The sequence below is a fragment of the Prosthecobacter sp. genome, from assembly GCF_044222345.1.
Lineage (GTDB): Bacteria > Verrucomicrobiota > Verrucomicrobiia > Verrucomicrobiales > Verrucomicrobiaceae > Prosthecobacter.
In genome coordinates, this window is the sequence record NZ_JBGANL010000013.1 from 57606 (window position 1) to 84456 (window position 26851).

Consider the following 26851-nt stretch of genomic DNA (forward strand, 5'->3'; position numbering starts at 1 on the left):
GATTTTGCGTCAATTGGACTCATAAACATATGAAGGTCGTTATCTTATGCGGTGGTAAAGGAACCCGTCTTCGGGAGGAAACCGAGTTCCGCCCGAAGCCGATGGCCCCGATCGGTGGCCAGCCCATCCTCTGGCACATCATGAAGACCTACGCGCACTACGGGCACAAGGAATTCATCATCTGCCTGGGCTACAAGGGGGAGTGCATCAAGGAGTACTTCCGTAACTACCTTTGGAACACTTCAGACGTGACTTTGTCCCTCGGGCAAAATGCGTCGCTGCAGTTTCATGATAAAAATGATGGAAGTGACTGGTCCGTGACCCTGGCTGAAACCGGTGAGCACACGATGACCTCCGCCCGTGTGAAGCGCATCCAGCGCTACATCCCGGCTGGTGAGCCCTTCCTCCTCACCTACGGGGATGGCCTCTCCAACATCGACATTAATGCCTCCATTGCAGCGCATCACGCATCGGGCAAAGTTTGCACTCTCTCCGCCGTGCATCCCGCCGGACGCTTCGGTTCCTTGCGCATCGAGAACGACAACACCATTCATGTCTTCAACGAAAAGCCTCAGTATGAAGAGGCTTACGTCAATGGTGGGTACATGGTGTGCAGCCACCAGATGTTTGACTATCTCAGCCCTGACCCTCAGGTCATGCTCGAGCGCAAGCCGATCGACGACCTCGTTCGTGCCGGTCAGCTCAATGCCTATCGCCATGAAGACTTCTGGCAGCCCATGGACACTTACCAGGAGATGCAGCACCTCAACGAACTCTGGGCGCAAGGCAAGGCTCCTTGGAAAATCTGGTAGGCCCTATGCAATTCGCTGACACCTATCGCGGAAAGCGTGTCCTGCTCACTGGCCATACAGGCTTCAAAGGCAGCTGGCTCGCTGAATGGCTGCTCTCATTAGGGGCCGAGGTGACAGGTCTCGCGCTGGAGCCCAATACTCAGCCTGCGCTCTTTGATGAACTGAAACTCGCGGGACGTCTCGATCATCACGTCGGCGACATTCGCGATCTGGGGCTCGTCTCCCGCCTGGTGGAAAAAACGCAGCCCCATTTTGTCTTTCACCTCGCTGCGCAGCCTCTCGTCCGCTTTTCCTATGCCCAGCCTGTGGACACCTTTGCCACCAATGTGATGGGCACAGTGCACGTCATGGATGCCGTTCGCAGCGCCGCCCGGCCCTGCACCCTGCTGTGCATTTCCACGGACAAGTGTTACGACAATCGCGAGTGGGTGCACAGCTATCGGGAGGTGGACGCACTCGGCGGGCATGATCCCTACAGCGCGTCCAAAGGCGCTGCCGAAATCGCCATCAGCTCTTATCGCCGCTCGTTCTTCTCGGGTGCGGACTCCATGGTCCACCTCGCTTCCGCACGCGCTGGCAATGTCATCGGCGGTGGCGATTGGGCGCTGGACCGCATCATGCCTGACTGCATTCGTGCCCTCGCACGAGGGGAGTCTGTCGCAGTGCGCAATAAAGTGGCCACACGTCCATGGCAGCATGTGCTGGAGCCCCTCAGCGGCTACCTGCACCTCGCTGCCTCCATTCACCGGGCCGCAGAAAAGAAAGCGCCAGGACTCAATCCACTTTGCAGCGCCTTTAATTTTGGCCCCGCGCTCAGTTCCAACCGCAGCGTCGCTGACGTCGTCAACGAAGCCCTCAAACATTGGCCCGGCGCCTGGGAAGACAAGTCAGACCCAAATGCCGTGCATGAGGCCACTTTGCTCAACCTCGCCACCGACAAAGCCAGGCACCTCCTCCAGTGGCAGCCCATTTGGAATTTTGAGCAGACCATCGCGCGTACGGTAGAGTGGTATCATCAGACTCATCTCAATTCCTCCAGTGCCCCCGCTCTGACTGCCCGGCAGATCACTGACTACACAGCCGCCGCCGCTGCCGCCCGCCTGCCATGGGCCACCTGATTCATTTTTTTGTGTGAAACGTTCCCCCTCTGACCTCAAACAAGAAATCCTCCGTCTGACACGCGAGTACTCGGCGCTCATGCACACGGCCAATCGTCCTGGTGCCGACTCTGCGCGGCCGGCATTTGTGCCCGGGGAAACCATCCCCTATGCTGGACGCGTCTTTACTGAGGATGAGGTGGAGGCTGCGGTAAGTTCCACCTTGGACTTCTGGCTCACCCTGGGACCTGAGGGAACCGCCTTTGAAAAGGAACTGGCCGGTCTGTTGGGCGTAAAGCACAGCCTGCTGGTGAATTCAGGATCCTCGGCCAACCTCGTCGCGCTTTCCGCGCTAACCACCCACAAACTGCCCGCCCACAAGCGAATCCAGCCAGGAGACGAGGTGATCACAGTGGCGGCAGGTTTCCCCACCACCGTGGCACCGATTCTGCAAAACGGTGCCATTCCCGTGTTCATCGACAACAACCCGATCACCGGCAATGTCCAAGTCGACCAACTCGAGGCGGCCCACTCACCCGGCAAAACCAAGGCTGTCATGCTGGCTCATGCGCTGGGCAATCCGTTCGATATTGCCGCCGTTCTCACATTCTGCCGGAAGTACGACCTGTGGCTGATTGAGGATAATTGCGATGCCCTCGGCTGCACTTACACCATGCCGGTGGAAAAGGCCCGTGCCCTGGGTCTCGACTATCTGCTGCGCACCGCTGAGTCCGGCACCCATCCGCTCATCCAGATCACCCATTCAGCAGCAGGCATTCCTGTGCTCACTGCACCCACGGGAGCCTGGGGAGATATTTCCACTCAGTCCTTCTACCCCCCGCATCATCTAACGATGGGGGAGGGCGGCGCGGTGAACATCGTCTCCCGGGCTCCTTTGAAAAGCTATGCCGAAAGCTTCCGCGACTGGGGACGCGACTGCTGGTGTGCCAGCGGCATCGACAACACCTGCGGCAAGCGCTTCCAATGGCAGCTCGGTGAACTGCCTGAAGGCTATGACCACAAATATATCTACAGCCATCTGGGCTATAATTTGAAGCCGCTTGACCCCCAGGCCGCCATCGGCAGACAGCAGCTCAAAAAGCTCCCCGCCTTCATCGAAGCGCGGAAACAAAACTGGCAGTACCTGAGACAGGGGCTGGAAGACCTCGCCGATTTTTTTGATTTCAGCCTGCCTACGCACGCCACCGCATGGGTGCCAGGGGCATCCACTTCTGCATCCAGTTTCACTTGGGATGACACCTCCTGCCGTGTGGATACGAGCTGGTTCGGTTTCATGCTCCGCGTGCGGCCTGGCGCACCCTTCAGCCATACCGAGCTCGCCCGCCACCTCAACACCCACCAGATCGGAAATCGCATGTTCTTTGGTGGGAATTTGCTCAAGCAGCCCGTGTTTGTGCAACTGCGCAAAGACCGTCCGGAATCCTTTCGCGTCGTCGGACAAATGGACGGCGCCGACGCCATCATGAATCAGGCGGTCTTTCTCGGCACCTATCCAGGCCTCACTCAGGCGATGCTCGACCATGAGATCGCCGTCCTCCACTCCTTCACCCAACAATACTGATGCAGAGCATGTCCCCCGTCCTCCAGGCTTACGCCTCAGGTGAAATCTCGAAGCACGATTTCATCACCGCCATGTATTCGAGCCATCAGCTCCTCTTCAGCTATGCCCAGCGGCTGGCGGAGGTGAATCTCGCTGAGATCAGCATCCGTGCGGATGGCATCGTCATGGAGTTCAGGGACCCGCCTGTGCGCATCCTCTGCCCGCAGGGTGACACCCGCATCGCCCCCATCGAAACGCTGAATTTCGGCGATTATGAAAGAGCAGAGCTGCAAGCCGTTCGGCGGGTCATTTCGCGCGTCGGCGCAGAGAAAGCTCGCTGCATCGACATTGGTGCCAACGTAGGCTTTTACAGCCTGGCCATGGCCAGTTGGTTTCCCGGGTTGCAGTGCGATGCTTTCGAGCCCATTCCCACCACCTTTGCCACTCTCCAGAAAAACCTGGCCCTCAACCATCAGGATCAGGTGCGTGCCCACAACCTCGGACTATCGGACAAAGACGGAGAACTCGTCTTTTTCACCTACCCCAGCCATTCCGAGGCCGCCTCCATGACCCGAAATCTGGACTCTCCAGATGCATGCGAAGTCCGCTGCTCCGTCCGCAGGCTCGATGACCTGAACATGACCGCCGACTTCATCAAATGCGATGTCGAAGGCGCTGAGCTCTTCGTCTTCAAAGGCGCGGAAAAACTCATCTCCAAAGACCGCCCTGCCATCTTCACTGAAATGCTGCGCAAGTGGTGCGCGCAGTTCGACTACCACCCCAATGACATCATCCACCTCCTCGGCAGTCATGGCTACGACTGTCTGGCGGTGAGCGCCGCCGGGCTGCGCCCCTGCCCGGCAGTCAACGAAGACACCCTCGAGACAAACTATCTCTTCCTTCACCGGGAGAAACACAGCAGCCTGCTCACCGAGCTTGCAGCCTAGACTGCCGCCCTCGCATGCACTCTGTTGTCGCAGAAGATCTCGCCCACATCACCGCTCAAGATCTGGACTGGGAGCGCTTTCGCGGCAAAACCGTGCTCATCACCGGTGCCGGCGGCATGCTTCCAGCCTATATGGTGGAAACGCTGCTGCTGCTGAACCGCACCCGCAGGCTGGATTGTCAGGTCATTGGGCTCGTTCGGAACCAGGCTAAAGCCAGCGAACGCTTCAGAGACTACCTTCAGGACCCCATGTTAGTGCTGGTGGAGGCAGATGTTTCAAAAGGCATTCCTGTGGAAAAAGCCTGTGACTTCGTCATCCACGCCGCGAGCCAGGCCAGCCCCAAATACTTCGGCACTGATCCTGTGGGCACCATGGCGGCCAATCTCAACGGCACATGGCACGCTCTCTGCCGCGCTCAGGAGTGGCGGAGCGAGCGCTTCTTGCTCTTCAGCAGCAGCGAAGTTTACGGTCAGGTGCCCGCAGAAAAAATACCCACGGCGGAGAGCGACTACGGCTATCTGGACATTTTGAATTCTCGTGCTTGTTATGCTGAGAGCAAACGGGCCGCTGAAACATTGGCCGTCAGTTTTGCCGCTCAATTCCAAGTGCCCGCCGTCATCGTCCGCCCCTTTCACACCTATGGTCCAGGCATGTCCCTGGATGACGGGCGCATCTTTGCCGATCTTGTTCGAGACGTTATCGAGGGCAGGAATCTAGTCCTCATGAGTGATGGCAGCGCCATGCGTGCCTTTTGCTATCTCAGCGATGCTGTCAGCGGCTTTTTCACCGCTCTTTTGCAGGGAGAGAGAGGCCGCGCCTACAATGTCGGCAATCCCGCTGGCATGCTCAGCATTCGCGAGCTCGCTGAACTTCTCACCGGCATTTTCCCTGAACGTGGCCTCAAGGTGGAATACAAGAACCGCGCCCAGGACGGCTATCTGCCCAGCACCGTCAGCGTGCACTGCCCGGACATTAGTCTCATTTCCCAGCTCGGCTGGAAGCCCGCCCGCACCCCGGCGGAAGGCTTTGAACGCACCCTTCGTACCTTCCTTTGATGAAAGCATCTGACTACATAGCTCTGTATCTTGAGCGGCGCGGCGTGACTCATGTGTTCGAGTTGATCGGCGGCATGATCACCTTCCTGCTCGACTCCCTCCATCAGCGCACCGGCGTGAAGATCGTCAGCATGCATCATGAGCAGGGGGCCGGTTTTGCGGCAGAGGGTTACGGCCGCATGTCAGGCATCCCCGGAGTCGCCATGGCCACCAGCGGACCAGGTGCCACCAATCTCCTGACCGCCATCGGCAGTTGCTACTTCGACTCAACACCGGCAGTTTTCATCACCGGTCAGGTCAATACCCATGAGCAAAAAGGCCAGCTCGCCGTCCGGCAGCTTGGCTTCCAGGAGACCGACATCGTCTCCATGGCTCGTCCCATCACCAAAGCAGCATGGCTCATCAACAACGTTGCCGACCTTCCTGCACGCCTTGAAGAAGCCTTCCAGCTTGCCACGGAGGGAAGGCCAGGGCCCGTGCTCATAGACATTCCCATGGACATCCAGCGGGCTGTCGTCACAGACCTCAGCCGACTTTCTGCGGAAGCCCCCCCAGCACCAGCACAGGTTCCAAGTCAGGCATCGGCCGCTTTTTGGGAGCAGTTGCTCAAAAGCCTGGACCAGGCACAGCGTCCGCTCATTCTGGCAGGCGGCGGCATCCGCTCTGGCGCAGCCACGGAACAGTTTCGTGATCTCGTCCATGCGCTGGGCGTCCCCGTCGTCCACTCACTCATGGCAGTGGATGTTTTGCCCGCCGCAGATCCCTTGCGGGTGGGCATGATCGGAAGCTATGGAAACCGCTGGGCAAACATCGCTGTAAGCGAGTGTGATTTCATGCTCATTCTTGGAAGCCGTCTGGATGTGCGCCAGACCGGTGCAGATACCGAAAGCTTCAAAGGTCAGCGCACCATCTACCACATCGATTGTGAAGCCGGGGAAATGAACAATCGCGTCAAAGGCTGCCATGCTCACGTCAGCGAGCTCCGCCCCTTTTTGGCTGCCGCAATTGAAAAAACAGGCCGGCGCATTCAGCCGCAGTCGTGGGTGGAGCAGATCAAGGCCTCCAAGTCCGCCTGGCCAGACACGGAAGAGCTCAAAGAATTGAAGGGCATCAATCCCAACATCCTCATGCATCTCCTCTCCGCCCGCTCAGCCCAGGCCGCTGCCTATGTGGTGGATGTCGGTCAGCATCAGATGTGGGCGGCGCAATCACTCCAGCTTGAGGCCCACCAGCGCTTTCTCACCTCAGGCGGTATGGGAGCCATGGGATTCGCTCTGCCGACGGCCATCGGGGCATCTCTCGCCACTGATGGGAAGCCCGTCGTCGTTATCGCCGGAGATGGGGGGATCCAGTTAAACATTCAGGAACTTCAGACAATCCGTCGCATGAACTTGCCCGTGAAAGTAATCGTCCTGAACAACCTTTGCCACGGCATGGTGCGGCAGTTCCAGCAATCCTACTTCGACGAGCGTTATCAATCCACGCTCTGGGGCTATTCCGCGCCAGCCTTTCACCAGGTCGCGACAGCCTATGGCATCCCCTCCCGCCAGGTCGCTGACCCCGCCATGCTCGACTCCGCACTCGATGAATGCTGGCAGAACGCTGACGGCCCCTTTCTCCTGGAAGTCATGATCGACACTTCTGCCAACGCCTACCCGAAAATGGCCTTCGGTCGGCCCATCTCTGAAATGGAGCCTATGGCCACACCCACGGCCATGGAGAGCACCTAAAACCCGGCTTACCACCAACCCTCAATAAATGCGCCACCACCCATGAGCACGAACACACTGCAGGAATGCGATAAAAATGGTTACGACCTCGTCCGAGGTTTCCTCACTCCTGAAAACCTGCTCAACATCCATGCCGAACTTCGGCTTCTGGCCGATGCCGTCGGGGCAAGAATCGGCGTCAGTTCCGCAGGAATCCCAGACTCAGAGATTGACCGTCCCTTTGTAGAAATTGTGAAGCGCCGCCCCGACTGGCAGTCCATCCTCTATCAGCGTCTCCAGCAGTTGCCGAGCATCATCTCAGCCTGCTCTCTTCCCCAGGTTCGTGAGATGTCCCAGAGCCTCTTGAAAACAACAGCCATCAGCGTCTGGCCTCGAGTCCAGGTCCGGCTTGATCTCTTTGAAGATTCCAAAAATCACATCCGCTGGCACCATGATTACCTCTACAATCGCGGCACCCAGGACTCCTTCACCTTTTGGATTCCTCTTTCCAATGTAGACGCTTCCATGGGGCTCCTGCAGATCGCTAAAGGCTCCCACATCACGGCAGACAGCTTCCACTTTGAAAAGAGTTCCGACGTCAATAAATTCGACTACACTCTCAGCCAGGATCAGGTGGATCGCCTTGATATCGTCGTGCCGCAGTCCTATCAGGCAGGTGATCTCGCTGTCTTCCACAGCAAGACCATCCATTCCGGAGCCTTGAATCAAAATCCTGACCGTGCTCGCCTGACCCTGCTGTTCCGCCTGCAGAATCTGCACACACTCGAAGACCTCTAGAAATCCCGCCCACAACTCAAGCCGATAAATCTATGAACCAGCATAAAAATGACGAATCCATCATGGCTGAATGGAATCGCCAGTCCCAGCGCGACCTTCAGGCCATCGACCATTACAGCACGCTTTTCGATCAGTCGCCGGGCACCTCTTTCGGCAAGTTGGAATGCTTCAGCCGTTTCGTTCGTCGGCAGCGGCTCTCCAAGTTCCTTGCTCATGCAGACATCTTCCGTCGCATTGTCGATGTGCATGGCTCCGTCCTCGATCTCGGAGTCAATTCCGGCCAGAGCCTCTTCACCTGGGCGCATCTCTCCTCAATCCTCGAGCCTGTCAATTACACCCGGGAGATCATCGGTTTTGACACCTTTGAAGGCATCCCCGAAGTCACAGCAGAAGACGTCACCGGCGACAGTCCTTCCCTCCATTTGAAGAAGGGTGGCTTTGCCTACAACCACGTGGAATCCTTCAAGGAATCCATCGATGCCTTTGATTCCAACCGCTTCATCGGCCAAATCCAAAAGATCAAACTGGTCAAAGGCGACATTACTGAAACTCTGCCGAAATTCATCGCCGAAAACCAGCATCTCGTCGTGAGTCTTCTACATCTGGACATGGATGTTTACAAACCCACGCGCGTGGCGCTGGAGCATGTCGTGCCGAGGATGCCCAAAGGCGCGGTCATTGTTTTTGATCAGGTCAATCAAGTTCCCTACCCCGGAGAAACAAAAGCCCTGGCGGATGTTCTGGGCATCTCCAACGTCAGATTGCAGCGGGTGCAATGGGACACAGGGCTGTCTTTTGCGGTGGTTGAGTGAGGAATCCCTTCACGCATTTTCATCCAGATGACGCATGAGTAATTCGGCCCTTTTCAGCATCCTTCTGCCAGCCAAAAACCACTGCTTTTGGCTCCAGGAAACGATCACCTGTCCTGAAATGACAGCCGGTCTGCTGATCTCTCAGATGGAGCCTTTCGCCAGGCCGGCGGGAATGGAAGTCACCTAGTCGCTATTGCCAGTCTCATACCATGGAAGCCTCAGCCTCGCCCAAAATCAGTTTTCTCCTCTTGGTTTACAATGAGGAGCAGCGCATCCGTGCCGTCTTGGATCAAGCCGTTGCCTGGGCGGATGAGGTGGTTGTTGTCGATAAATCATCGACCGATGGCACAAGCATCATCTGCAAGGAATACGGAGCAAAGGTCAAGCATGTGATCTTTCCTTTTGCACCGCAGGGGCAGGATGATCTGCACGCCATGGTGGCTGCCGCCAGTTGTGAATGGATCTATTTTTCAACGGCATCAGAAATGACGACAAAGCGCCTCGTTGAGCGTTGTCGGAATCTTCTTCAGGAGCGCGGGCAGGATCTGGATTTGATCTTCGTTCCCCGCAAGCGCTACATGTATGGCGTCCACACGCCGTACGGAAAACTGGCCGATGTCACAGAGTACCCGTTTCTCGTTCATCGCACTCGCGCAAAAGTACAGGACCGGATTCACGCCAATTTTTCCGCCAGTGACAAATCTCGCGTGGGGCGCATCGAATACGCGGATGACTGCTGTGTTCACCATCTTTCCTACCCAACCGTGGCGGGTTTCATGCACAGCCACAGCCAGTACATGTTGGTGGAGGCCCAGCAGACGCCGGATAAAGAGATCGATTTTTTGACTCAGCGGATGTTCCGCGAAGGCGCAGAACTTCTCGAAGAGATCAGCGTGTTGCAAGATGCCAGATCCTCCGTGGGTGAAGCCTGGCTCGGTCACTACTGCACTCTGCTCATCCAGCGCTTTGGTCTTTGCCTGCATTTCTGGGAGAAGCGACGCTCTGCAGACGTGAAGAAGTACTATCAAGAACTGACAGCTGCTCTGCTGAACAATGAATGGACTTCCCAGCCCGCGGTGCCGCTTCCTCAATTGCAGGTGGCATCACATGAGAAGCCCACAGTTGCAAAGAGAACGACCATGAACCGCTTCGTGAGAGCAGTGCTGCCAGGGAAACTGCGCAACACCATCCGCAAGCGCCTGCAGTCACTGGTGACTTGGTTCAAGTGAGTGAAAACTGCTTCGCCACTTTTTCGAATATGCGCGAGGCCATCCCCTCATAGTCATGCTCCTGGCCGGCCTCGCTCTCCAAATAGGCTCTTCCCGCCCGGATGATCTCCTGCGCCTGCTCTTCCGTCATCTCATTCAGATGCTTCTCCAGTTCGGCCAGCGTTTTAAAGCACCGCAGGTCCACAAAGCTTCCTTCAGGAATGTGTGAAGTCACATCCGGATCACCCAGGTACAACGGCACCACTCCCGCCACAAAACAGTCGATGATCTTCTCCGTCAGGTAACCCGGCGCGGCAATATTCTCCAGAGCGATGCAAAACTTATACTGGGAGATGGTTTCGTGTTTGTCCGCGCATTGCTTCGCACTCAGCTTGCTGAGCACGGGCCCAAGTCGCCGGCGCCAGACGAGCGGCAGGTTCTTGACTTGATCCCAGCCTCTTCCATAGAGGTCGAGTCCCTTGCCTGCAAAGTGATGGATCAAACTCAGCCGGTAGTCGTGCAGCTGGTGCTTCATCGTGTGACGGTTGATTGGCGAATTGCTCAGGCATAACTTGCTGCGGATCCAGCCAAAAATGCTGCCCGGCTTTTTGAGCAGCCTCTTGAGTTCCAGAGGGTGCCTCCAGTACTTGTTGCCCGCCACCATGGCTATGGGCTTGCGCTCAGACCACCGCAGGCTTGGCAAGAACCCGTCACTCCTGCGGTAAATGGCAAATCGTGTGCGGTGCGCCAGAGCGTCGTTGGGGTAGAACTGGTTGATCGTGCCCTGGAAAAGAATTTTGATCGGATAAGGATCACAGTAAAAACGGATCCTCTCATAAAACTTGCGGGCAAACATCGGCGACTCCGCACAGATCATGACGCCAGGCTGGCATCCCTGCTTGATCAATTCCAGACCATGCTTCGCATGTTCACCGCTGATCAAAATCGTGCGCTCAGGCGCCAGCTTTCCTTCCGCAATCTCCTGCAGGGCTAGATCACTCGTCAAAAAGGTGTGTCCGGCTTGCTTCACTTTCTCGGCAAAATAGGGAATCCATCCCGCACCAGGGAACTGCAGCGCGTAGTCATGGCTACAAATGCGGTTTTCCCAAAAAGGCTTGATTTCAGAGCACAAAACAATTGTCCAAGACATCACAGGAGTGTAGTTATTCGTTTTTTTTCCAGCAAGTTGATTCTTTGCGTGCCGCTGCAAGCGCGAGGATGAGCCCGCAGCGCATAGTCAGTCATATTTCATCATCACCGCTGTCATTTCATTTCACGATGGGCCTGTTAAAACGAATTGCACGAAAAATCCTGGAGTCTGACCAGAGGATGGTCACTGCTCAAACCAGTGTTGGGCAGATGCAGAGTCTTATCGCTGCTTTGCGTCCGCGTGCCTCTGGTCATCAATTGATCCGCATGGGACCCGATGGTGATGGCGGCTATCTGGTTCCTGACGATCTGTCTGGCATCTCCGCCTGCCTCTCTCCCGGTGTGTGCAGCGTTTCTGATTTTGAAAAATCCTGTGCCGATCTAGGCATGCAGGTCTTCATGGCCGACAAATCCGTGGAAGGTCCGGCATCCACCCATGAAAAGTTCCATTTCATCAAAAAGTTTGTTGGGTCTTATTCAACAAATGACTTCATAACGATGGATGAATGGGTGGCGTCATCGAATCTGGAACCAAACTCCGATTTGCTGCTGCAGATGGACATCGAGGGTTTTGAATACGAAACGCTTTTGAATGTTTCCGATCACCTGATGCACAGGTTCAGGATCATCATCATCGAATTTCACACCTTGGATGCCCTGTGGAACCAGGGATTTTTCAAACTTGCCGGACGTGCCTTTGAAAAGTTGCTGCACACACATGCTTGTGTGCACATACACCCCAACAACTGCCGCGGCCCCGTCGTGAAGCACGGCCTCTCCATTCCGCCAGTAATGGAGTTTACCTTTCTGCGAAAGGATCGTATGAGGGAGTCATCTCAAAAACTGGTTTTCCCCCATCCATTGGATTTCGACAACACACCAAACCCGACCCTGAAATTGCCTGACTGCTGGTCACGGTAGCAGCGGGCTTCATAGCAACACAGAGGAGAATACTATGGGCATGTTCAGCAATGTTAAGCGGAAACTCAGGCGTCGCCTGCATGAAATGTTTGGCTCGGACAAATACTCTCATCCAGGTCTCGGGGGGATTGATCGTGAGCTGGAAAAATACCTGAATTTCACCAACGGATTCTTTATCGAGGCCGGCGCCAATGACGGCTACTCACAGAGCAACACCTACTTCCTGGAGAGGTTCAGAGGCTGGCGCGGCGTGCTTGTGGAAGGGATGCCCGAGCTTTTTCAAAAATGCAAAAAAGAGCGGCCTAAATCCAATGTCTATAACTGCGCGCTCGTTTCCAACACTTGCACGGACAAGTTCATTGAAATGCGTTACGCCAACCTGATGTCCCTTGTGAAGGGGGCCATGAAGACTCAGGAGATGGAGGACCAGCACATTGCAGACGGCATTCGCGTCAAAAGGCTCGCGGGTTCTTACACCGTTCAAGTGCCGGCCCGGACTTTGGAGTCCATTTTGGATGAGCAGACAGGACTGAAGCAAATCGATCTGCTCTCCCTGGATGTGGAGGGCTACGAATTGGAGGTCCTCAAAGGCATGAATCTCGCCAAGTATAAGCCGCGCTACATTCTGGTGGAGGCGCGCTTTTTTGACGACATCAACGCGTTCCTGTCCCCTGAATACGACATGGTTGCCAAGATGAGCCACCACGACTTTCTTTATCATCTCAAGTCGGATTCGAGCCCTTCAAAATAAGCGTCGAGCGATTGATCGGCGGAATCTGATTGTTCAAAAAGCAGCGGATTTTTTGAGCCACCGCGAAATCGGAGACCCGGTTGAACCTGCGCATGTAGCGCTTGCTGGCACCCTTGTAATGCAGCGCCAGAGCGCGCACCTGGCTGCCGTCTACCACCCGGGTGAGATAGGGGACAAGCTTGTCATGCTCGATCCGCCACTGCACGCGCTTCATTTTTTTGCGCCCGGGCCACAGGGCATAACCATGGGCTACGGACATGGTCTGCTCCACGATGGCATCAGGCCATTCGGTTTGATCAAACACCGCACCCGGATTTTGCTGCACATAATAATCCAGCCCCGCCATGTCGCAGAAGAAGCGCCGCATTTCTCTCCAGTTCATCTGGGCCCAGTCCCGATAATAATCCGTCTGGAAAAGCGTGCGCAAGGTGGCCGCCATTCCGGAAATACCTTCCGGTCGAAAGAGCGCCAGATGCGGGTTCCCATCCGGACCGAAATAGCACAGGGCCTTTTCAGGCAGGAGCCTTTGCGCCAGCGCATCGGCCGAATCAAAAATCAGGCAGTCGCTGTCAAGATGGATGGCGATCTCTGTTCCATTGGCCCGGACTGCCTCATGCAGATAAAACCACCGGGCAAAACAAAAGCGCTCAAATGCCTCCGGATTGCCCGAGGTGTGCCGGTAGGAAGCCTGAAAAAAATCGAGATCTTCGTGAGGCAGCGTGTCGAAGGGGATCAAGGTGACACCCAGTCGATTGAAACGGGGGTGTGAGGCGTCACCCAGAAGAAAGATGCGCGCATCGGGATTGAAGACACGCGTGTTCTCCATCGAACAAAGCAGGTAACGGGGGATTTTACCGCGATGGATGTAATAGATGTCGGGCGTCATAAGCCATATTTCTTCAGCCCGCGCATTCGAGCCAGTTCGTAATTTAGACGTTTGCGAATTTGGTCCCAATAGCCGCGCGACTTATTGGTGAAGTACGCGCGGATTTTTTCATCCATGGCTTCAGTTGGCGAGAGTTTTTTTGGAAACTCCCAGACGGCCCCATCGACGGAATTCGCGCTTTTAAAGAGCCGTTGAGCGGGGTCATCCGCCGTGCAGTTTTCTCCCGAGCCATCGAGTCCAATGTTCGCCGTCAAACGGGTGCTTGGGCAGAGGTGGAGCAAGTCATGCTTCAAAGTCCACAATGCGAGGAGACGGTCCCAGGTCATCGCTTTGCGTCCCATTCGATGCTGACGGTGTGCCCACTGGCAGTCGGTGCCCATACAGGACGGTATCTGCCAGTAGTGCTCATAGGGCCATGTGGTCCCCTTCAGCCGCGGCAGCATGGATTGCCAGCGGTCTGCCCAGGTGGCCCAGCCCCAGCAGAAGAAGCGCCGGGAAAAAAACGTGGTCAGCGGTCCCTCGTCGTTAACGATGGGATGGAACGCTGCGATTGAAAAAACTCTGGCCTCGTTGCGATACGCGGCCTCGGCCTGCGCCAGATATTCAAACAGGCCAGGCTGTGGTATGACATCCTCTTCCAAAACGACGGTGAAGGGGACCGCGGTCAGGGCGGTCGTGATGCCCTGCACAATGTTTTGATTCAGTCCCAGATTGCGCTCACGCACCACAATCTTGGCTGTGGGATGATCCTCCAGAAATCGTCTTGCCACTTGTTGCGTCTCCTTGCATGCCTCTGCATCCGATTCGCCCCGTGCTCCGTCGCAAAACACAAACAATTCGGCGGTGGGAAAGCTGCGCAGGGCCAGACGCAGCTGCTCCAGCTTTTCTGCCCGGCGATAGGCAAGAATGGTCACGGCTATTCGCGAAAGTGGCTGCGTCGTGTTCATGCTTGGAGCAGGCGTTGGTAAATCTTCGTGTATTGAAGGGTTTGAGTTTCGCTGCATGTCCGATCTGTTCCAAAGGCTGCTGCCTGCTGCGCAGCTTTTCAATCAGCGCCGCCAGCGCCGCAGCATCTTGGCTGGGGAACAAATACCCACGCTCTTCATGTTTCACTCGTTCCGGAATGCCCCCGACGCTGCTGGCCACTGGCACTGTGCCGACTGCCATCGCTTCTAAAACGCTCAGCGGCCCGGTGTCACCTTTCGTGGGACACACAAACGCATCAACGGCTGCATAGAGGGTCGCCAGCGTCTCCGCAGAATCTACGGATCCCGCGATTTTTACCGTCAATCCGCTCAACTCTGGAATCGTCGGCGGCTGCCCCCACACAAGAAGTCCCAATCCCTTGCAGTCGATCTGTGACAGTGCATTCCAGAGCACATCCATGCCCTTGCGGTTGTTGTTCCAGGTGGCCCCTACGCCGAGCCAGAAGACATCGTCCGTAAGATTCCATTTGGCTCTGCTGGCTGCAGAGTCTTGCGGCACCAGGAACTCTTTCCGGACCACATGCGGCACCATTTCATTGTGCATGCGGTAGCGCCGGGTGAGCGGACGCATCACCCGAGCCACGTAGGCTGAGGGAGCCACTAGCGTTAAATTGCCACGCTGTAGCAGGCGGTTTCTTGTCTCAAGCAGCTCAAAGCGGCTCCAAGGTCCGATTTCATAACGATATCGTTCTCCCGTATCACATTCCAGCCAGGAGCAGGCATGCGCCTTGAGCGGCCATAAATCATGGATTGTCCAGATGAGTGGAATGTGCGCAGGGAGTTTCAGCAGTGTGCCGTGATTCAGATCTGCGGAATGAATGTTATGAATGTGAATCAGGTCGGGCTTGGCGATTTCAACTGCACGCAGCAGCGCGCTTTCATGGCGCTGACTGCGCCAGCGAGCTGCGAGTTTGCGTGAGAAATTCTTCACCACGCGTTCCCAAACGGGTCGTTTGCGGTTTGGGCTGAGCGAAAGTTCGCGCAGATTTGCAGGAAAAAAGCCGCTCCGTGCCGGCGGTGAAAAATGCCAGCGCTCCACATCGAACTCCGCACGCTCTGCAAGATCGCTGGCGAGAAGATTCGCCAGCGTCGCTGCTCCGCCGCTGATTTGATCGGACAACACGATGACACTGGGCTTCTTCATGTTCCGAGGAGGAAGTCCTTCCAGCGTGAATAGGTTCGCGTGGAGGAGAAGCGCTCTTCAAAGGCCGCACGAGCGTTCGCGCCCATCTTTCCACGCATTTCAGAATCCTGGATCAATTGACGCAGCCTTTCACTCCACTGCTGCGGATTCTCAGCGAATAACATGCTGTCCGATCCTTCTCCGATCTCCAGAGAGCCCGCCTGCGGTGTTGCAATCGTGGGAATGCCGGCCGCCATGTACTGCAGCGCTTTGATGGGGGATTTGCCTTGTGAGAAATCATCCGTCGGCAGCGGCAGAAGACCGATGTGAAAGCTTTGAACCGCTTCACGCTCACCGCCTTGGCGCCAGGGGAGGTGCAGATAGGGGAGTGAACTGGCAAAAGAGGGCTGTTTGCCGCAAAATACCGCAAGTTCCACCTCGGGGTGTTCACGCATGATTTGCGTCAGCACGGGTTCCAGAGCTTCCAGATAGTGCAAATTGACTGGGGCTCCTGACCAACCCAGTCTGATTCGCGTGCTTTCAGCTGCCTTGGAAGGCGGCCAATCTGCGGCTTTCAAGGCCATGGGCAGTACTCGGGCGTTGCCACCCAATGCGTTGAGATGCCCTGCGATGTATTGATTTGCTACGAGAGACACGTCTGCCGCCCGCACAATGCTTTCCAACCGGCGGTTGGTGCGCCAGCGCGTCCACCAGCTGTGTTTCCGGCCATGGGGATGCCAGGTGGCGTCATCGATGTCAAACAGCAGCCGCTTCGCGTGCTTCCTGAGTGTTCGCACCTGACGAGATGAGAACAGCTTTTTTTGCACCAAGACTGTGTCGGATTCCGCAATTTTTGCCGGCGAGGGCATGGTTCCGGGGGCCAGAACTTCACACTCGATGCCATCCTTTTTCAACATGTCCAGATACTGGAGCACCCGATAATGGGTGCTGGCGCAAGCCGCATCACCAAAGGGTAAAACGAGAAGCTTCATGAATTGAGGGGGCGGGGGGCGAGAAAGCCGGCGGCGGCGGCCATGACCTCCGGGAGTGTGCTGGCTTCATCTGAATTGAAATGAATGAGCCTGTGGGGTGTTTTCCAGGGGGACCAGTTTCGGGCGTCCGAATCAGGACCGAAGAGAGCCACGGTAGGAGTTCCGGTGGCTGCGGCAAGATGCATGGCCGCAGTGTCCACCCCTACAAACAGCCGGGCCTGGTAGAGCAGCCATGCCAGATGATTCCATTGGGTTTTTCCTTCGGTGCTGATGCATCCCGGTCCGATGGCCTGGACCAGCCGCTGACCCAGGGCGATCTCCTCCGGGTCAGGGCCGACGCTGATGACGATTTGATGATTTTGCGCGATCAGAGCCGTCCCCAGACTGATCCAGTGGTTCTCATTCCAGCGCTTGCGCTGCCAGCGTGTGCCAGGGTGGAAGATGACCAGCGGCTTGCCGGGTGCGAGAGGGAATGGCGGTGCCGTGGTGGCGCTTCTTTCGAATATCAGCGGGCCGGGCTCCTGCTGCGGCAGTTCCAGGAAGTCTTTTACATTCAAAAAATCGGCCTGTGCGCGGTGGATGATTGACCACTCGCTGCTGCCCAGGTGGGTCATGAGCCATTTCCATGGCCAGGCGATCTGATAGACGTGGGTGTTGGCACAGCGTTTTTTGGCACCGCTCAATCCGACGATGGTGCGTCCGCGGTCGTTGTTGCCCATCTCCACGGCCAGATCGTATTTTTCACCGCGGATTGCTGCAAGCAGCCGCAGATCATTCAAGAAGCTCGCGCCGGAGCGTTTGCTTTTTTCGGGCGAGGCCGTGGTGTAGATTTTGTGGATGCTGGGGCAGCCTTTCAAAATGCTTTCCGTTCCTGCGCGCACGACGACGTCGATCTGCGCATCGGGATAGGCATCTTGCACAGCCTTGACCGTGGGAGTCAGCAGCAGGGAGTCCCCGATGTGGCGGAGTTTAACGAGGAGTATGCGCATCCTACTGAGTGAGCTTTTTCACTTTCTCAAGCATCTGGTTGAGATCGTGCGGTGGAAATGTGAAGGAGCCGTCCTGGGTCCTGGAGGAGCCGGAGTACAACGAGATGGCCTGATTGCCGCAGATGTTGGCCACGTCGCGGAAGGCGTCGCCCCATGCGTCGGGGCCAGTGCCGCCATCCAGGTTGATGATGACTGAATTTTTTGCGAAGAGTGAAACTGCGAGGGCCTGTCCCAACGGAGAGACAATGACCGGAGCTTTGGACACCAGGTCGATCTGTTCGTCCAAAGGAGTCTTGGAGAGCTCAATCACACGAACGCTGCCGAACACTTTTTCCACTTCGGCGATGGCGGCGGGTTCATCGAGCAGATACCGGTTGGGAGCATCTTTTCTGGACAAGAACAGGGACGGCCCGGTTTTGGCATGAGGACGATGGAAGTATTCGTTCATGGCCCGGTAGTCCTGCGGCCGGGAGAGGCAGTCTTGGACTCCCCGAAGCTGTGGGACATAAAAGAGATCATTGCAGCGGGTGGTGCCGTCGCTGCATTCGATGATCTGGTCCTGGGTGAGGCCGGTTTTTACCAGGTAGCGGGACTGCCATTTCAGATGGCCTTTGGCGACCAGAACTTTAAAATGAGGGTTCAACTCCTGCATTTTCTTTTGCGCCGCCATCCAGCGGGGCATGTGCTGAAAGAGAAAGTGGCCGTGGTTTTCGTGGTCCCTGCCTGAGAGGTGAAACAACGGCGTGGTCACCTTGCTTGCTCCGATGCTGATGGGCTGCCGCACCTTGCTCAGAGGCAGCAAGTCAAAGCTGGGGCAGACACGCAGCCACCTGCCCTCAGGCGTGAAAATGCTGGCCTGATCACCCACGACCGTGGCGTTGCGTATGTGGTGGAAATTGACTGCGGGCCACCGTATCACAGAAGTGGCTGCGGTTTGATTGAAAAACCGCGCCTCCAATTCGCAGGGGACCTCCTCCGAGCCGGCTTCGATCAACGGGATGACCGTGAGGCTGGCCGAATTCGGTGGGGAAGACTCAATTTTCGGGTAAAGCCGAACTGCAGACCGCAGATTCGCATAAAGATCATGTATGCGGCGGCTGAAGGATTTCATGGAATGGATTGAATGGCATCAAATGAGGAGGCGGGCCACTCTACTTTTGCATCAGGGGCAAAAGTTGAATTGATGCGGCTGAGGTCACCATTTTATGTATGAATATTACAGGAATTAATAAAATCAGTATTCTACAAAGCAGACAATCAACACGCTGCAACCAAATTAGCTCATCTTAAAAGGGCACTTCTCTCAGCCTCAATGTGATTCCCCGCACATCTGTGTCCCTTGATCGTTTTGCCGGACATGCCCCAATGCCCCTGCCGCCGAGGTCCGATCACCATTTAAAGTGAGCTAACAGATTGCGGATTGTGCGTCAGCGTACTAAATTCTCCATTCAGCTTCATGCCACTCAATCTCAACACGCAGAATGCCGCCACTGTCATCTCTTCCTGCGACGGTTATTCGGATTTATGGCCTATTTTTTTCCATTTTTTCTTCAAGCACTGGGAGGCCTCTCCGTTTCCAGTTTATCTCATTTCAAACCATCGCACCTTTGAAGATCCCAGGGTGGTCACGATTCCTGTGGGGGAGGATAAAAGCTGGTCAGACAACCTCATCGGTGCCCTGAAATCCATCAAGGAGGAGAACCTCTTTGTGTGGCTTGATGATTTCCTGGTGGATCGCGACATTCAAAGTTCCGCGATGACCGCATGCATTGAGCAATTGGATCAAGCCGGTGGCAGGTATCTGGCGGTGGACCAGCATGGCGATCTGGGTGAAGCGATGCATAACACTTCGTTGCGCCGGATCGAGAAAGGGAATCTGCGCGCAGGACTCAATTTGTCCTTGTGGAAGAAAACCTTTTTGAATCAGATATTGGAGCCTGGTTGTTCCATCTGGGCAGCTGAGAGCCGTTTACGGAAGCTCAACATTGAAGGTGAACCCGGACTTTTCTACATGAACGACGAATCCCCCAAGGTCGTGTCTTATGTCGAGTCGGTTAAAGGCCAGTTTTGGAAGCCCCAGGCCATCAAGTTTCTGCGCGACCAAGGCATCAAGGCCAACTTGAAAAGGCGGCCGTTTCCGCCGCAGGGCAATGATTTCATCTCCAAGTTTTTCAGAAGCTGCTACAAGCGCAGGCTGAAAGCGCAGTCCGCCAAGGAGGCGCGGGCGGCCTTGGAAGGGAAGGGGCTTGCCGTGCTTCCTTTGTGAAGCAAGGCGCGTCATGATCCCGGTCAAAAGAACAAGCACTGAGCAACAGCATCGTCATGGAAGGTGAAGCAGAAAATCAATCATTTGAGCTCCTCGACAGCGGCGGAGGCCGCGTGCTCGAAAAGCTGGGCGCGCTTGTTTCTTCGCGTGCCTCCCATGCAGCCTGGTGGCGGCGCAAACTTCCGGGGGCAGAATGGCGCAAGGCCGTGGAGCTGAAGCGTGAGGTGAAGGAGCCGCTGAAGCTGCGCATCGGAACGTTGCGCTTTTTGCTTTCTCCTCAAGGCGGCGTGCGCGGCCTGGCTCCTGAATTGCAGGAACTGTGGGGCAAGGTTGGCGCGCAGTGTTCCGCCTTTGCCGAGCAGCAGCGCCGTCCGGCGCGTGTGCTGCACCTCTTTGGCGGGGCTGGCGGTTTCACGCTCGCAGCCGCGCAGGCGGGGGCCGCTGTGGCCCACGTGGATGTTTCGGCAGACGCGATCAAACGCGCACGTGAACATGCTGCGCTCAATACGCTGGCCAACCGGGACATCCGCTGGGTCGTGGATGATCCGGTAAAATTTGCCCAGCGTGAACGCACACAAACGACCCGCTATGATTTGATCGTGATCGATCCGCACACTCCCAAGGATGCCAAGCGTGGCGGATTTGAGCTCGAGCGTGATCTCGGTGCGTTGCTGAGCACAGTCAGCGGCCTGCTGTCCGACAAGCCCATTGGCGTCTTGCTCTGCTGCCGTCAGGGGGCGGTTTTGCCCACGACGTTGCAGAATCTTATGCGGCAGGAATTCAGCGTTTTTGGCGGTGCCGTGGAGAGCGGGGAGATCTTGCTCAAGGGTGCCGAGGGGGTGTCTGCGGTGCCGAGTGGCGTGTTTGCCAACTGGCTCAAAGCGGGGTGAAGGAAGTCCAAGGGCGGACTCTCCAGAACATCAGGCATGGTTGACACCGCTGGATGCGCGATGTTCAGTCTGGCTTGAGCGCATTTGAGTAGAGACGCAACAGAGGGGCGTGGGTTCGAGGGAAGCTGAGCTGACCGGAGAAATCAAACAGACGGCAACTCGCGGTTAAAAACCGCGCAGGGCGGCGTTTAATCTTCTCCATGAAATGTTTTCTTTTTCTCTCCCTGTGGGTGGTGGCTGCTCAGGCACAGCTCAGTCCCACGGGTGCCACGGCCTCTTTCAAAGGCAGTCTGCCACCGAAACCGACCGCAGCGCTTTCAGCCGAGCAGGAGGCGGGCATTGCCAAAGAACTGGCGGCAGTGACTCAGTCCTTCCAAGCGGTGAAGAAGCACCCGCGTGCGGCGGATGCGGACATTTTTCTCAAAGCCGTGCGCTACGCACTGGAGTTTGACGAGTGGTATGACAAGAAGCCGGAGGACGGGGTGAAGAAGGCGATGGCGCTGCTCGATGAGGCTAAGAAGCGCATCGTGTCGCTGGGAAAAAAAGAGACGCCCTGGATGAACGGCAGCGGGCAGAAGGTGCTGGGCTACTATTCGAAAATTGACGATTCACCACAGCCGTACGGGGTGGAGGTGCCGGAAGGCCTGGAGTTTGGCGCGGGTCAAAAGCCGGTGCCCATGTGGATCTGGCTCCACGGACGGGGAGACACCGCCACGGATCTGCCGTTTGTGTATTCGAAGCTGATGGCGAAGAAGCCGGGACAGTTTCAGCCGGCGGGCACGATCGTGATCCATCCCTTCGGACGTTACTGCAATGGCTGGAAGAGCGCCGGTGAGACGGATGTGTTTGAGTGCCGTGATGATGCGATGAAGCGGTTCAATGTGGACACGAACCGAGTGGCGCTGGCGGGCTTCAGCATGGGCGGCGCGGGTGCATGGCACATGGGCGCGCATTATCCGGACCAGTGGGCCTGCGTGCATACGGGCGCGGGCTTTGCGGATGTGAAGCGTTATCAAAAACTCACGCCGGAAAAGTATCCGGCCTGGTATGAGCAGACGCTGTGGGGTGTGTATGATGTGCCGGACTATGCGCGGAATTTTTTCAATGTGCCTCTGATCAGCTACAGCGGCGAGGTGGATGCGCAGCGTGATTCAGCGGAGTACATGATGGAGGTGCTGGCGAAGCAGGACCTGCACCCGCCTCATCTCATCGGCCCCGGCATGCCGCACAAGTACCATCCCGAAACGATCAAGGAGGTGCAGGCATGGATTGAGAAAGAGGTCGCCAAGGGGCGAAACCTGTTTCCAGACGAAATCCATATCCAGACGAAGACACCGTTTTACGGCCGCGTGAAGTGGCTCAACCTGCACGGCATGGAGGAGAGCTGGAAGGAGGCACGGCTCGAAGCCAAGGTCACGGACGGGCAGACGATCGAGATGAAGACGCAGAATGTGACGCGCATCGTGTTCTATCCACCGCCGCAGGCACGGAAGGGCGGGGGATCGCTGCAAGTGAACATTGATGGCACCACGCTGAAGCTCAAGGCGGGTCCGGTGGCACCGCAGTTCGAGACCTTCCTGAGTCCTGGGCCCAAAGTGGCGGGGGCTTTCTGCCGGCTGATCAAGGAGAATGGAGTGTGGCGTGACTTTGGCAATGCAGAGCCGTTTCAGCACGACACTCCAGCCGGGGGCAAGGCGGGCGCGCATCCAGGGCCGATGGATGCGAGCTTCATGAAGCGCTTTCTGGTGGTGCTGCCAGATGGAAAATCATCTTCGCCTGCGGTGGATGCCTGGGTGAACGCAGAAGCGGCGCATTTCCTCAAGCGCTGGAAGGGCCTCATGCGTGGCGATGCCCGTGTGGTGAAGGCATCGGATGTGGGGGACATTTACGAAGCCGGCAAAACGCAAAGCCTCATCTTCTGGGGCACGCCGGAATCCAATTCCTGCCTCAGGCAGCTGGCCAAATCGCTGCCAGTGCAATGGGACGCGAAGAAGGTGGAGATGGGCGGGCAGTCGTTTGACGCCAAGACCCATGTGCCGCTCCTGGTTTATCCCTGTCTGAAATCGCCGGGCTTTGAAGTGGTGATCAACTCCGGCCTCACTTTCCGTGAGGCGCATGACAGGACCAACTCACTGCAAAACCCCAAGCTCCCTGACTGGGCCATTCTGGACATCACCCAGCCACCGAGCGCCGAGTCTGCCGGCAAGGTGGTGGCGGCTGATTTCTTTGATGACCAGTGGCAGGTGAAGAAGAAATAAGACCTGCGCACATCATGCCGAGCGATTGCGCGGCATGCAGGGCGGCAGCGGCGGGTAGAGCATGTCGAGGGTCGATTCACGCAGCCAGCCGCTGAGGGAGGGCTGATTCACGCCCAGCCGCCGGGCAATTTCTTTGCAGCTTTCTCCCTGGCGAATCCGGGAACGTGCGGCGGCCACGATGGCGGCCTTTTCAGCAGGGGAGTAACGAGAGGGGCGTGGCATGGTGTTGTCGTGTGTGAGGGTGATTGAGCGCCCTTCCTCCTAGCAAATCCGAGCCCAGCACCCCCACCCTTGCAGTCCCCAAATCGCGCAAAGCAGACGCAATTTGTGCATGCCGGCTAGGCGCTGGCATGCAAGGCAGCGGGCCTGCCTTCCAGCATTACCACGCCGGTGAGATCTGCGCCGCCGAGGTCAGCACCCAAAAGGTTTGCCCGGATCAGACGTGTGCCGCTGAGGTCTGCTCCGCATAGATTGGCGTTGGCAAAATTGGCGCGCCGCAGGTCGGTGTCGTGGAAGTTCGCACGACGGAGGTCCGCCCCCAGAAGCTGCACGCCGGTGCATTTGGCCCCGCGCATGTCCGCACCTTCGAGATTGGCCAGACTGAGATCTGCGCCGTTGAGATTCGCACCTCTGAGGTCGGCCAGGCTGAGGTCTGCGCCGCGCAGATTGGCCAGGCTGAGGTCGGCGCCGTTGAGGTTCGCGAGGTGCAGATCTGCTTGGGCGAGATTCACGCGGCGCAGATCCGCGCCGCCGAGGTTTGCCTCGCTCAAGCAGGCCGATTGGAGGCCTTCATCCAGGAGAAAGCTGTTCCAAGCATAGGGTCCTTGTTTCAGAACTTCCAGACAGGTTGTTTTTTCCATGAACCAACGTCCACACAGCCTGTGTGCCGGTAAAGGTGCGCATTGTAATGTGTTTGTGCACTGTTTACGTTTTTGTCACACTTGAGCCGCCCCGGAAAGCGACTACAAAAACAGGCGCGTTTCGCAGGTGCACGGCACGTATCCATGGATCATGATCCCGCCGTATTCTTCTCCCGCCATGAACACACTCACACGCCGTTTATTCCTCCCCGCTCTCGCTGCCACGCTTCTGCTCGGCACCGCTGGTGCACGCGCTGCCGCCGGTGGAATTCAAGATGACGGAGCCTTCTTTTCTGAATTCGCCAAGGTGAACGCCGCCGGCACGATCAACGACGTCTCCACCCGGCTGCACAAGGACATCGCCGTGCAGACCTTCGCCGCGGTGCCTGAAGAGATGAAGGCCACCGTGATCCATCCGGACAAGGCCGCCACGAACCGTGGTTTTTCGCAGTGGGCGGAGCAGCTTGCGCGCTCGAAGAAAGTGAACGGCGTCTTCATCCTGCTCGTGAAACAGCCTGCGCATCTGCAGGTCGTCCTGGGCACGGATACTCAGCGCCAGGCTTTCACACTGGCGGACCGCACGACGCTGATTCAGCGCATGCTCGAACAGCTGCGGAACAAGAAGAATGATGACGCGCTGATTGATGCCGTGAATTTCATTTCCACGACCATGAGCGCGCACCGCAACGGCGCTGCCGGACCTGTCAGTTCCAAAGCGCACGCCTTTCAAAAGGAGGGTGGCTCATCCTGGCTGCCGACGATCGGCATCGTGCTGCTGATCTGGGTGGGCTTCAGCCTCATCCGCGGGCTGTTCCGCTCCATGTCCGGTGGAGGCGGTGGCGTCGGTGGCGGCGGCGGCATGGGCCAGCCAGGCTATGGTGGTGGCGGCTTTTTCCAAAACATGATGGGCAGCATGTTCGGCGCTGCTGCCGGCATGTGGATGTATGATCAATTCTTTGGCTCCCACAGTTCCGCTTCCTCCTTTGGGGCTGACTCCATGGACACGTCCCACAGTGATGGCGGCTTCTCCGGCACCGATACGGACTACACCAGCTCAGGCGGTGGTTTTGGCGATGACTCAGGCGGCTTCGACAGCGGTGGTGATTCGGGTGGCGGCGACTTCGGCGGTGGTGGGGACTTTTAATCTGCCACCTTGCAGCCATGAGCCGTTACGCCAGCAATCAGGACGTGGTGCGCTTCTTTGCCGCCCACAACATCGAGGTGACCCATGTCCGCCGTGAAGGGGCTGTGCGGCATCTGCGCGTTCAGTCACAGCCGCTGACGCTGCCGATGGATGCCAGCCCGGACGAGTGCCTGCGCCGGGTGCGCGAGGGCATGGCTGAGCCAGTGCCTGCGGAAGGCAAACAGGGCTCACATTAAACTCAGCAAAGCCTCGCGCACCTGGGCCTGCCATTTGCTGAAATAGGCCAGACGTGCCTGGAGGATTTGCAGGTCGGCGAGGGCGGTGGTGTCCCCCGCGCTGAGGCGGGAGTCATAGGCGGGCAGGTCTGCCAGCAGGGTGGTGCGCCGGGCATCGAGCGTGGTGCCGAGAGTCTCAAGGTGTTCACGCAGCCGCATTTCATCGGGGGCGAGCAGGGCCCTGGCGAGGGCGGATGTGGCAGTCTGTTTGCGCTTGAGAAAAGTGGCGACGCTCTGCAGTGCGGGGCCCAACTGGCCAAAGAGCGACATCATCGCATCGTCGATGGGAACCGCGCGCCAAGGCACGGCATGCAAATCCAGCAAATGCTTGATGCGTTTTTCGGGGGCCTGAAGGGTCTCGTAGGCGTTGTTGATCTCTGCTGCGCGGGTGGCATCTCCCCCGGGCTGATCGGGATGCGCGCTGCGGCTGGCCGCCAGCCAGGCCTGCTGGAGCGCCTCGGCATCGAGTGCGGCGATGCGCGGCAGGCCGAGGAGGGCAAAGGCGTTCGACATGGGGCTCAGGCGGAGAAGCTTTCACCACAGGAGCAGGTGACGACGGCGTTGGGGTTCTTCACTTTGAACCCGCCGCTCTGGATGTCATCGCTGTAATCGAGCTCGGAGCCTGAGACGAAGAGGGCGCTCTTGGGATCGATGACGACACGTACCTCGCTGGAGGTGACCATGATGTCGCGGTTGGCCGGGCCATCGACGAGATCCATTTTGTACTGCAGGCCGGAGCAGCCGCCGCCGACAACGGCCACGCGCAGGGCGCCGTTTTCAGCGCGGCCCTGCTTTTTGAGCAGGCCAAGGAGACGGTTGGCGGCGTTTGGCAGCACCTTGATGAGCTTTTCATTGCCAATTTTGAAACTGGGGGCGACGGCGGTCATGGGGAGGTAGAGATAGCGCAGAGATGGACGAAAGAAAGCGAAGGGTCGCAGTGTCAATCGGGCAGGGGATTTCTATTTTGTCTCATCCGTGGATTATGCTTGCCTCATCAGCGGATTTTTGAGACGTAAGAGGGACAACTTGAATATCCCCATGAGCGCACCCGAGGCAACCCCTCTCCCCCTGCAACTCTTCACCCTGAAAGATGGGCTTGTCTCCAGTGACAGCGGTCAGGAAGCCGTGAACAACTACGCTGCTGATTTCCAAGGGCTGCGGCACTTTGGACTGAAAGTGGGTGAGTGCCTGGAACTGGGAGCGCCCTGGATGGGGACGCTGCAGGAGGAGGATTTCACTTTGAATTTTGCTTATTTCGACGCCGGCACGGATGCCCAAGATCCCGGTGCTGGCGCCCACATCGGCGAACGCATGCCGATGTTTGAACTTCTCACCCGTGCCAATTCCCTGGAGGCATAAACC

At 57.2% G+C, this 26851-nt stretch carries 28 protein-coding genes; 17 read left to right on the plus strand and 11 right to left on the minus strand.

The annotated features are described in order from the left end of the window. Nucleotides 1–29: 29 nt before the first annotated feature. The 9 genes from rfbF (at nucleotide 30) to ACILSL_RS09500 (ending at nucleotide 10020) form a co-directional block, all read left to right on the plus strand. Nucleotides 30–812: a glucose-1-phosphate cytidylyltransferase gene (rfbF, locus tag ACILSL_RS09460; RefSeq protein ID WP_395731769.1), complete on the plus strand. Its 783-nt coding sequence runs from the start codon at nucleotides 30–32 to the stop codon at nucleotides 810–812. A 5-nt stretch (nucleotides 813–817) separates the two neighbouring features. Continuing rightward, nucleotides 818–1930 carry a CDP-glucose 4,6-dehydratase gene (gene rfbG / locus ACILSL_RS09465; RefSeq protein WP_395731770.1) on the plus strand — a complete coding sequence of 371 codons (1113 nt, stop codon included), beginning with the start codon at nucleotides 818–820 and terminating at the stop codon, nucleotides 1928–1930. Nucleotides 1931–2009: 79 nt separating this feature from the next. Next, nucleotides 2010–3491 (plus strand): lipopolysaccharide biosynthesis protein RfbH, encoded by a 1482-nt coding sequence (gene rfbH / locus ACILSL_RS09470; protein ID WP_395731831.1) that lies wholly within the window; start codon nucleotides 2010–2012, stop codon nucleotides 3489–3491. Nucleotides 3492–3499: 8 nt separating this feature from the next. Then, nucleotides 3500–4417, plus strand: a complete 918-nt coding sequence (locus ACILSL_RS09475; RefSeq protein ID WP_395731771.1) for an FkbM family methyltransferase — start codon at nucleotides 3500–3502, stop codon at nucleotides 4415–4417. A 14-nt stretch (nucleotides 4418–4431) separates the two neighbouring features. Next, complete coding sequence (locus ACILSL_RS09480) at nucleotides 4432–5472, plus strand: NAD-dependent epimerase/dehydratase family protein (RefSeq protein WP_395731772.1); 1041 nt, start codon at nucleotides 4432–4434, stop codon at nucleotides 5470–5472. Then, nucleotides 5472–7202: a thiamine pyrophosphate-binding protein gene (locus ACILSL_RS09485; RefSeq protein ID WP_395731773.1), complete on the plus strand. Its 1731-nt coding sequence runs from the start codon at nucleotides 5472–5474 to the stop codon at nucleotides 7200–7202. The genes ACILSL_RS09480 and ACILSL_RS09485 overlap by 1 nt, the downstream gene beginning before the upstream one ends. 42 nt (nucleotides 7203–7244) lie before the next feature. Further along, nucleotides 7245–7979, plus strand: a complete 735-nt coding sequence (locus ACILSL_RS09490) for a phytanoyl-CoA dioxygenase family protein (RefSeq protein WP_395731774.1) — start codon at nucleotides 7245–7247, stop codon at nucleotides 7977–7979. Between the two features lie 32 nt (nucleotides 7980–8011). Further along, complete coding sequence (locus ACILSL_RS09495; RefSeq protein ID WP_395731775.1) at nucleotides 8012–8791, plus strand: TylF/MycF/NovP-related O-methyltransferase; 780 nt, start codon at nucleotides 8012–8014, stop codon at nucleotides 8789–8791. 209 nt (nucleotides 8792–9000) lie between these two features. Continuing rightward, complete coding sequence (locus ACILSL_RS09500; RefSeq protein ID WP_395731776.1) at nucleotides 9001–10020, plus strand: glycosyltransferase; 1020 nt, start codon at nucleotides 9001–9003, stop codon at nucleotides 10018–10020. On the opposite strand, the gene ACILSL_RS09505 is transcribed toward ACILSL_RS09500, so the two are convergent. Then, a complete protein-coding gene (locus ACILSL_RS09505) occupies nucleotides 10013–11029 on the minus strand; it encodes a glycosyltransferase family 10 domain-containing protein (RefSeq protein ID WP_395731777.1) in 1017 nt (338 codons plus the stop codon). The two genes, ACILSL_RS09500 and ACILSL_RS09505, sit on opposite strands and share 8 nt — an antisense overlap. Nucleotides 11030–11217: 188 nt before the next feature. Between ACILSL_RS09505 and ACILSL_RS09510 the strand changes: the two genes are divergently transcribed. Together ACILSL_RS09510 and ACILSL_RS09515 are read left to right on the plus strand one after the other, a co-directional pair. Further along, a complete protein-coding gene (locus tag ACILSL_RS09510) occupies nucleotides 11218–12069 on the plus strand; it encodes an FkbM family methyltransferase (RefSeq protein ID WP_395731778.1) in 852 nt (283 codons plus the stop codon). Between the two features lie 85 nt (nucleotides 12070–12154). Beyond that, a complete protein-coding gene (locus tag ACILSL_RS09515; protein ID WP_395731779.1) occupies nucleotides 12155–12820 on the plus strand; it encodes an FkbM family methyltransferase in 666 nt (221 codons plus the stop codon). Here ACILSL_RS09515 and ACILSL_RS09520 read toward each other — a convergent pair. From ACILSL_RS09520 to ACILSL_RS09545, 6 genes are read right to left on the minus strand one after another with little or no spacing between them, the layout of a single operon-like run. After that, nucleotides 12792–13775: a hypothetical protein gene (locus ACILSL_RS09520; RefSeq protein WP_395731780.1), complete on the minus strand. Its 984-nt coding sequence runs from the start codon at nucleotides 13773–13775 to the stop codon at nucleotides 12792–12794. The two genes, ACILSL_RS09515 and ACILSL_RS09520, sit on opposite strands and share 29 nt — an antisense overlap. Continuing rightward, on the minus strand, nucleotides 13703–14476 hold the full coding sequence (locus tag ACILSL_RS09525; RefSeq protein ID WP_395731781.1) for a hypothetical protein: 774 nt from the start codon (nucleotides 14474–14476) through the stop codon (nucleotides 13703–13705). Before ACILSL_RS09525 ends, ACILSL_RS09520 begins: the two co-directional genes overlap by 73 nt. Further along, a complete protein-coding gene (locus ACILSL_RS09530) occupies nucleotides 14424–15836 on the minus strand; it encodes a glycosyltransferase (protein WP_395731782.1) in 1413 nt (470 codons plus the stop codon). Before ACILSL_RS09530 ends, ACILSL_RS09525 begins: the two co-directional genes overlap by 53 nt. Next, entirely contained in the window at nucleotides 15833–16807 is a 975-nt protein-coding gene (locus ACILSL_RS09535; RefSeq protein ID WP_395731783.1) for a glycosyltransferase family 4 protein, read from the minus strand. The genes ACILSL_RS09530 and ACILSL_RS09535 overlap by 4 nt, the downstream gene beginning before the upstream one ends. Then, entirely contained in the window at nucleotides 16804–17796 is a 993-nt protein-coding gene (gene rfaQ, locus ACILSL_RS09540; protein WP_395731784.1) for a putative lipopolysaccharide heptosyltransferase III, read from the minus strand. The genes ACILSL_RS09535 and rfaQ overlap by 4 nt, the downstream gene beginning before the upstream one ends. A 1-nt stretch (nucleotide 17797) precedes the next feature. Continuing rightward, nucleotides 17798–18907: a glycosyltransferase family 61 protein gene (locus ACILSL_RS09545; protein ID WP_395731785.1), complete on the minus strand. Its 1110-nt coding sequence runs from the start codon at nucleotides 18905–18907 to the stop codon at nucleotides 17798–17800. A gap of 345 nt (nucleotides 18908–19252) precedes the next feature. On the opposite strand from ACILSL_RS09545, the gene ACILSL_RS09550 reads away from it, so the two are divergent. The 3 genes from ACILSL_RS09550 to ACILSL_RS09560 all read left to right on the plus strand — a co-directional run bounded on the left by ACILSL_RS09550 (nucleotide 19253) and on the right by ACILSL_RS09560 (nucleotide 23210). Beyond that, the gene (locus ACILSL_RS09550; protein WP_395731786.1) at nucleotides 19253–20062 is read left to right on the plus strand and encodes a hypothetical protein; all 810 of its coding nucleotides are present in this window, start codon (nucleotides 19253–19255) and stop codon (nucleotides 20060–20062) included. A 56-nt stretch (nucleotides 20063–20118) separates the two neighbouring features. After that, complete coding sequence (locus tag ACILSL_RS09555) at nucleotides 20119–20952, plus strand: class I SAM-dependent methyltransferase (RefSeq protein WP_395731787.1); 834 nt, start codon at nucleotides 20119–20121, stop codon at nucleotides 20950–20952. Nucleotides 20953–21152: 200 nt separating this feature from the next. Further along, nucleotides 21153–23210: a prolyl oligopeptidase family serine peptidase gene (locus ACILSL_RS09560; RefSeq protein ID WP_395731788.1), complete on the plus strand. Its 2058-nt coding sequence runs from the start codon at nucleotides 21153–21155 to the stop codon at nucleotides 23208–23210. Nucleotides 23211–23222: 12 nt separating this feature from the next. On the opposite strand, the gene ACILSL_RS09565 is transcribed toward ACILSL_RS09560, so the two are convergent. Further along, complete coding sequence (locus ACILSL_RS09565) at nucleotides 23223–23432, minus strand: transposase (RefSeq protein ID WP_395731789.1); 210 nt, start codon at nucleotides 23430–23432, stop codon at nucleotides 23223–23225. A gap of 116 nt (nucleotides 23433–23548) precedes the next feature. After that, nucleotides 23549–24070: a pentapeptide repeat-containing protein gene (locus ACILSL_RS09570; protein WP_395731790.1), complete on the minus strand. Its 522-nt coding sequence runs from the start codon at nucleotides 24068–24070 to the stop codon at nucleotides 23549–23551. A 178-nt stretch (nucleotides 24071–24248) separates the two neighbouring features. Between ACILSL_RS09570 and ACILSL_RS09575 the strand changes: the two genes are divergently transcribed. Together ACILSL_RS09575 and ACILSL_RS09580 are read left to right on the plus strand one after the other, a co-directional pair. Next, the gene (locus tag ACILSL_RS09575) at nucleotides 24249–25214 is read left to right on the plus strand and encodes a hypothetical protein (protein ID WP_395731791.1); all 966 of its coding nucleotides are present in this window, start codon (nucleotides 24249–24251) and stop codon (nucleotides 25212–25214) included. 17 nt (nucleotides 25215–25231) lie between these two features. Further along, nucleotides 25232–25450 carry a hypothetical protein gene (locus ACILSL_RS09580; protein ID WP_395731792.1) on the plus strand — a complete coding sequence of 73 codons (219 nt, stop codon included), beginning with the start codon at nucleotides 25232–25234 and terminating at the stop codon, nucleotides 25448–25450. On the opposite strand, the gene ACILSL_RS09585 is transcribed toward ACILSL_RS09580, so the two are convergent. Next, entirely contained in the window at nucleotides 25442–26002 is a 561-nt protein-coding gene (locus tag ACILSL_RS09585) for a hypothetical protein (protein WP_395731793.1), read from the minus strand. The two genes, ACILSL_RS09580 and ACILSL_RS09585, sit on opposite strands and share 9 nt — an antisense overlap. A 5-nt stretch (nucleotides 26003–26007) precedes the next feature. After that, on the minus strand, nucleotides 26008–26376 hold the full coding sequence (locus ACILSL_RS09590) for a HesB/IscA family protein (protein ID WP_395731794.1): 369 nt from the start codon (nucleotides 26374–26376) through the stop codon (nucleotides 26008–26010). A gap of 151 nt (nucleotides 26377–26527) precedes the next feature. Between ACILSL_RS09590 and ACILSL_RS09595 the strand changes: the two genes are divergently transcribed. Continuing rightward, nucleotides 26528–26848: a hypothetical protein gene (locus tag ACILSL_RS09595; RefSeq protein WP_395731795.1), complete on the plus strand. Its 321-nt coding sequence runs from the start codon at nucleotides 26528–26530 to the stop codon at nucleotides 26846–26848. Nucleotides 26849–26851 lie beyond the last annotated feature (3 nt).

What these genes read in the sequence shown, in the direction of transcription:
- rfbF (WP_395731769.1), top strand. Translation starts at nt 30, where the DNA reads ATGAAGGTCGTTATCTTATGCGGTGGTAAAGGAACCCGTCTTCGGGAG.
- rfbG (WP_395731770.1), top strand. Translation starts at nt 818, where the DNA reads ATGCAATTCGCTGACACCTATCGCGGAAAGCGTGTCCTGCTCACTGGC.
- rfbH (WP_395731831.1), top strand. Translation starts at nt 2,010, where the DNA reads ATGCACACGGCCAATCGTCCTGGTGCCGACTCTGCGCGGCCGGCATTT.
- ACILSL_RS09475 (WP_395731771.1), top strand. Translation starts at nt 3,500, where the DNA reads ATGTCCCCCGTCCTCCAGGCTTACGCCTCAGGTGAAATCTCGAAGCAC.
- ACILSL_RS09480 (WP_395731772.1), top strand. Translation starts at nt 4,432, where the DNA reads ATGCACTCTGTTGTCGCAGAAGATCTCGCCCACATCACCGCTCAAGAT.
- ACILSL_RS09485 (WP_395731773.1), top strand. Translation starts at nt 5,472, where the DNA reads ATGAAAGCATCTGACTACATAGCTCTGTATCTTGAGCGGCGCGGCGTG.
- ACILSL_RS09490 (WP_395731774.1), top strand. Translation starts at nt 7,245, where the DNA reads ATGAGCACGAACACACTGCAGGAATGCGATAAAAATGGTTACGACCTC.
- ACILSL_RS09495 (WP_395731775.1), top strand. Translation starts at nt 8,012, where the DNA reads ATGAACCAGCATAAAAATGACGAATCCATCATGGCTGAATGGAATCGC.
- ACILSL_RS09500 (WP_395731776.1), top strand. Translation starts at nt 9,001, where the DNA reads ATGGAAGCCTCAGCCTCGCCCAAAATCAGTTTTCTCCTCTTGGTTTAC.
- ACILSL_RS09510 (WP_395731778.1), top strand. Translation starts at nt 11,218, where the DNA reads ATGAGCCCGCAGCGCATAGTCAGTCATATTTCATCATCACCGCTGTCA.
- ACILSL_RS09515 (WP_395731779.1), top strand. Translation starts at nt 12,155, where the DNA reads ATGTTTGGCTCGGACAAATACTCTCATCCAGGTCTCGGGGGGATTGAT.
- ACILSL_RS09530 (WP_395731782.1), bottom strand. Translation starts at nt 15,836, where the DNA reads ATGAAGAAGCCCAGTGTCATCGTGTTGTCCGATCAAATCAGCGGCGGA.
- ACILSL_RS09535 (WP_395731783.1), bottom strand. Translation starts at nt 16,807, where the DNA reads ATGAAGCTTCTCGTTTTACCCTTTGGTGATGCGGCTTGCGCCAGCACC.
- rfaQ (WP_395731784.1), bottom strand. Translation starts at nt 17,796, where the DNA reads ATGCGCATACTCCTCGTTAAACTCCGCCACATCGGGGACTCCCTGCTG.
- ACILSL_RS09545 (WP_395731785.1), bottom strand. Translation starts at nt 18,907, where the DNA reads ATGAAATCCTTCAGCCGCCGCATACATGATCTTTATGCGAATCTGCGG.
- ACILSL_RS09550 (WP_395731786.1), top strand. Translation starts at nt 19,253, where the DNA reads ATGCCACTCAATCTCAACACGCAGAATGCCGCCACTGTCATCTCTTCC.
- ACILSL_RS09555 (WP_395731787.1), top strand. Translation starts at nt 20,119, where the DNA reads ATGGAAGGTGAAGCAGAAAATCAATCATTTGAGCTCCTCGACAGCGGC.
- ACILSL_RS09560 (WP_395731788.1), top strand. Translation starts at nt 21,153, where the DNA reads ATGAAATGTTTTCTTTTTCTCTCCCTGTGGGTGGTGGCTGCTCAGGCA.
- ACILSL_RS09565 (WP_395731789.1), bottom strand. Translation starts at nt 23,432, where the DNA reads ATGCCACGCCCCTCTCGTTACTCCCCTGCTGAAAAGGCCGCCATCGTG.
- ACILSL_RS09570 (WP_395731790.1), bottom strand. Translation starts at nt 24,070, where the DNA reads ATGGAAAAAACAACCTGTCTGGAAGTTCTGAAACAAGGACCCTATGCT.
- ACILSL_RS09575 (WP_395731791.1), top strand. Translation starts at nt 24,249, where the DNA reads ATGAACACACTCACACGCCGTTTATTCCTCCCCGCTCTCGCTGCCACG.
- ACILSL_RS09580 (WP_395731792.1), top strand. Translation starts at nt 25,232, where the DNA reads ATGAGCCGTTACGCCAGCAATCAGGACGTGGTGCGCTTCTTTGCCGCC.
- ACILSL_RS09585 (WP_395731793.1), bottom strand. Translation starts at nt 26,002, where the DNA reads ATGTCGAACGCCTTTGCCCTCCTCGGCCTGCCGCGCATCGCCGCACTC.
- ACILSL_RS09590 (WP_395731794.1), bottom strand. Translation starts at nt 26,376, where the DNA reads ATGACCGCCGTCGCCCCCAGTTTCAAAATTGGCAATGAAAAGCTCATC.
- ACILSL_RS09595 (WP_395731795.1), top strand. Translation starts at nt 26,528, where the DNA reads ATGAGCGCACCCGAGGCAACCCCTCTCCCCCTGCAACTCTTCACCCTG.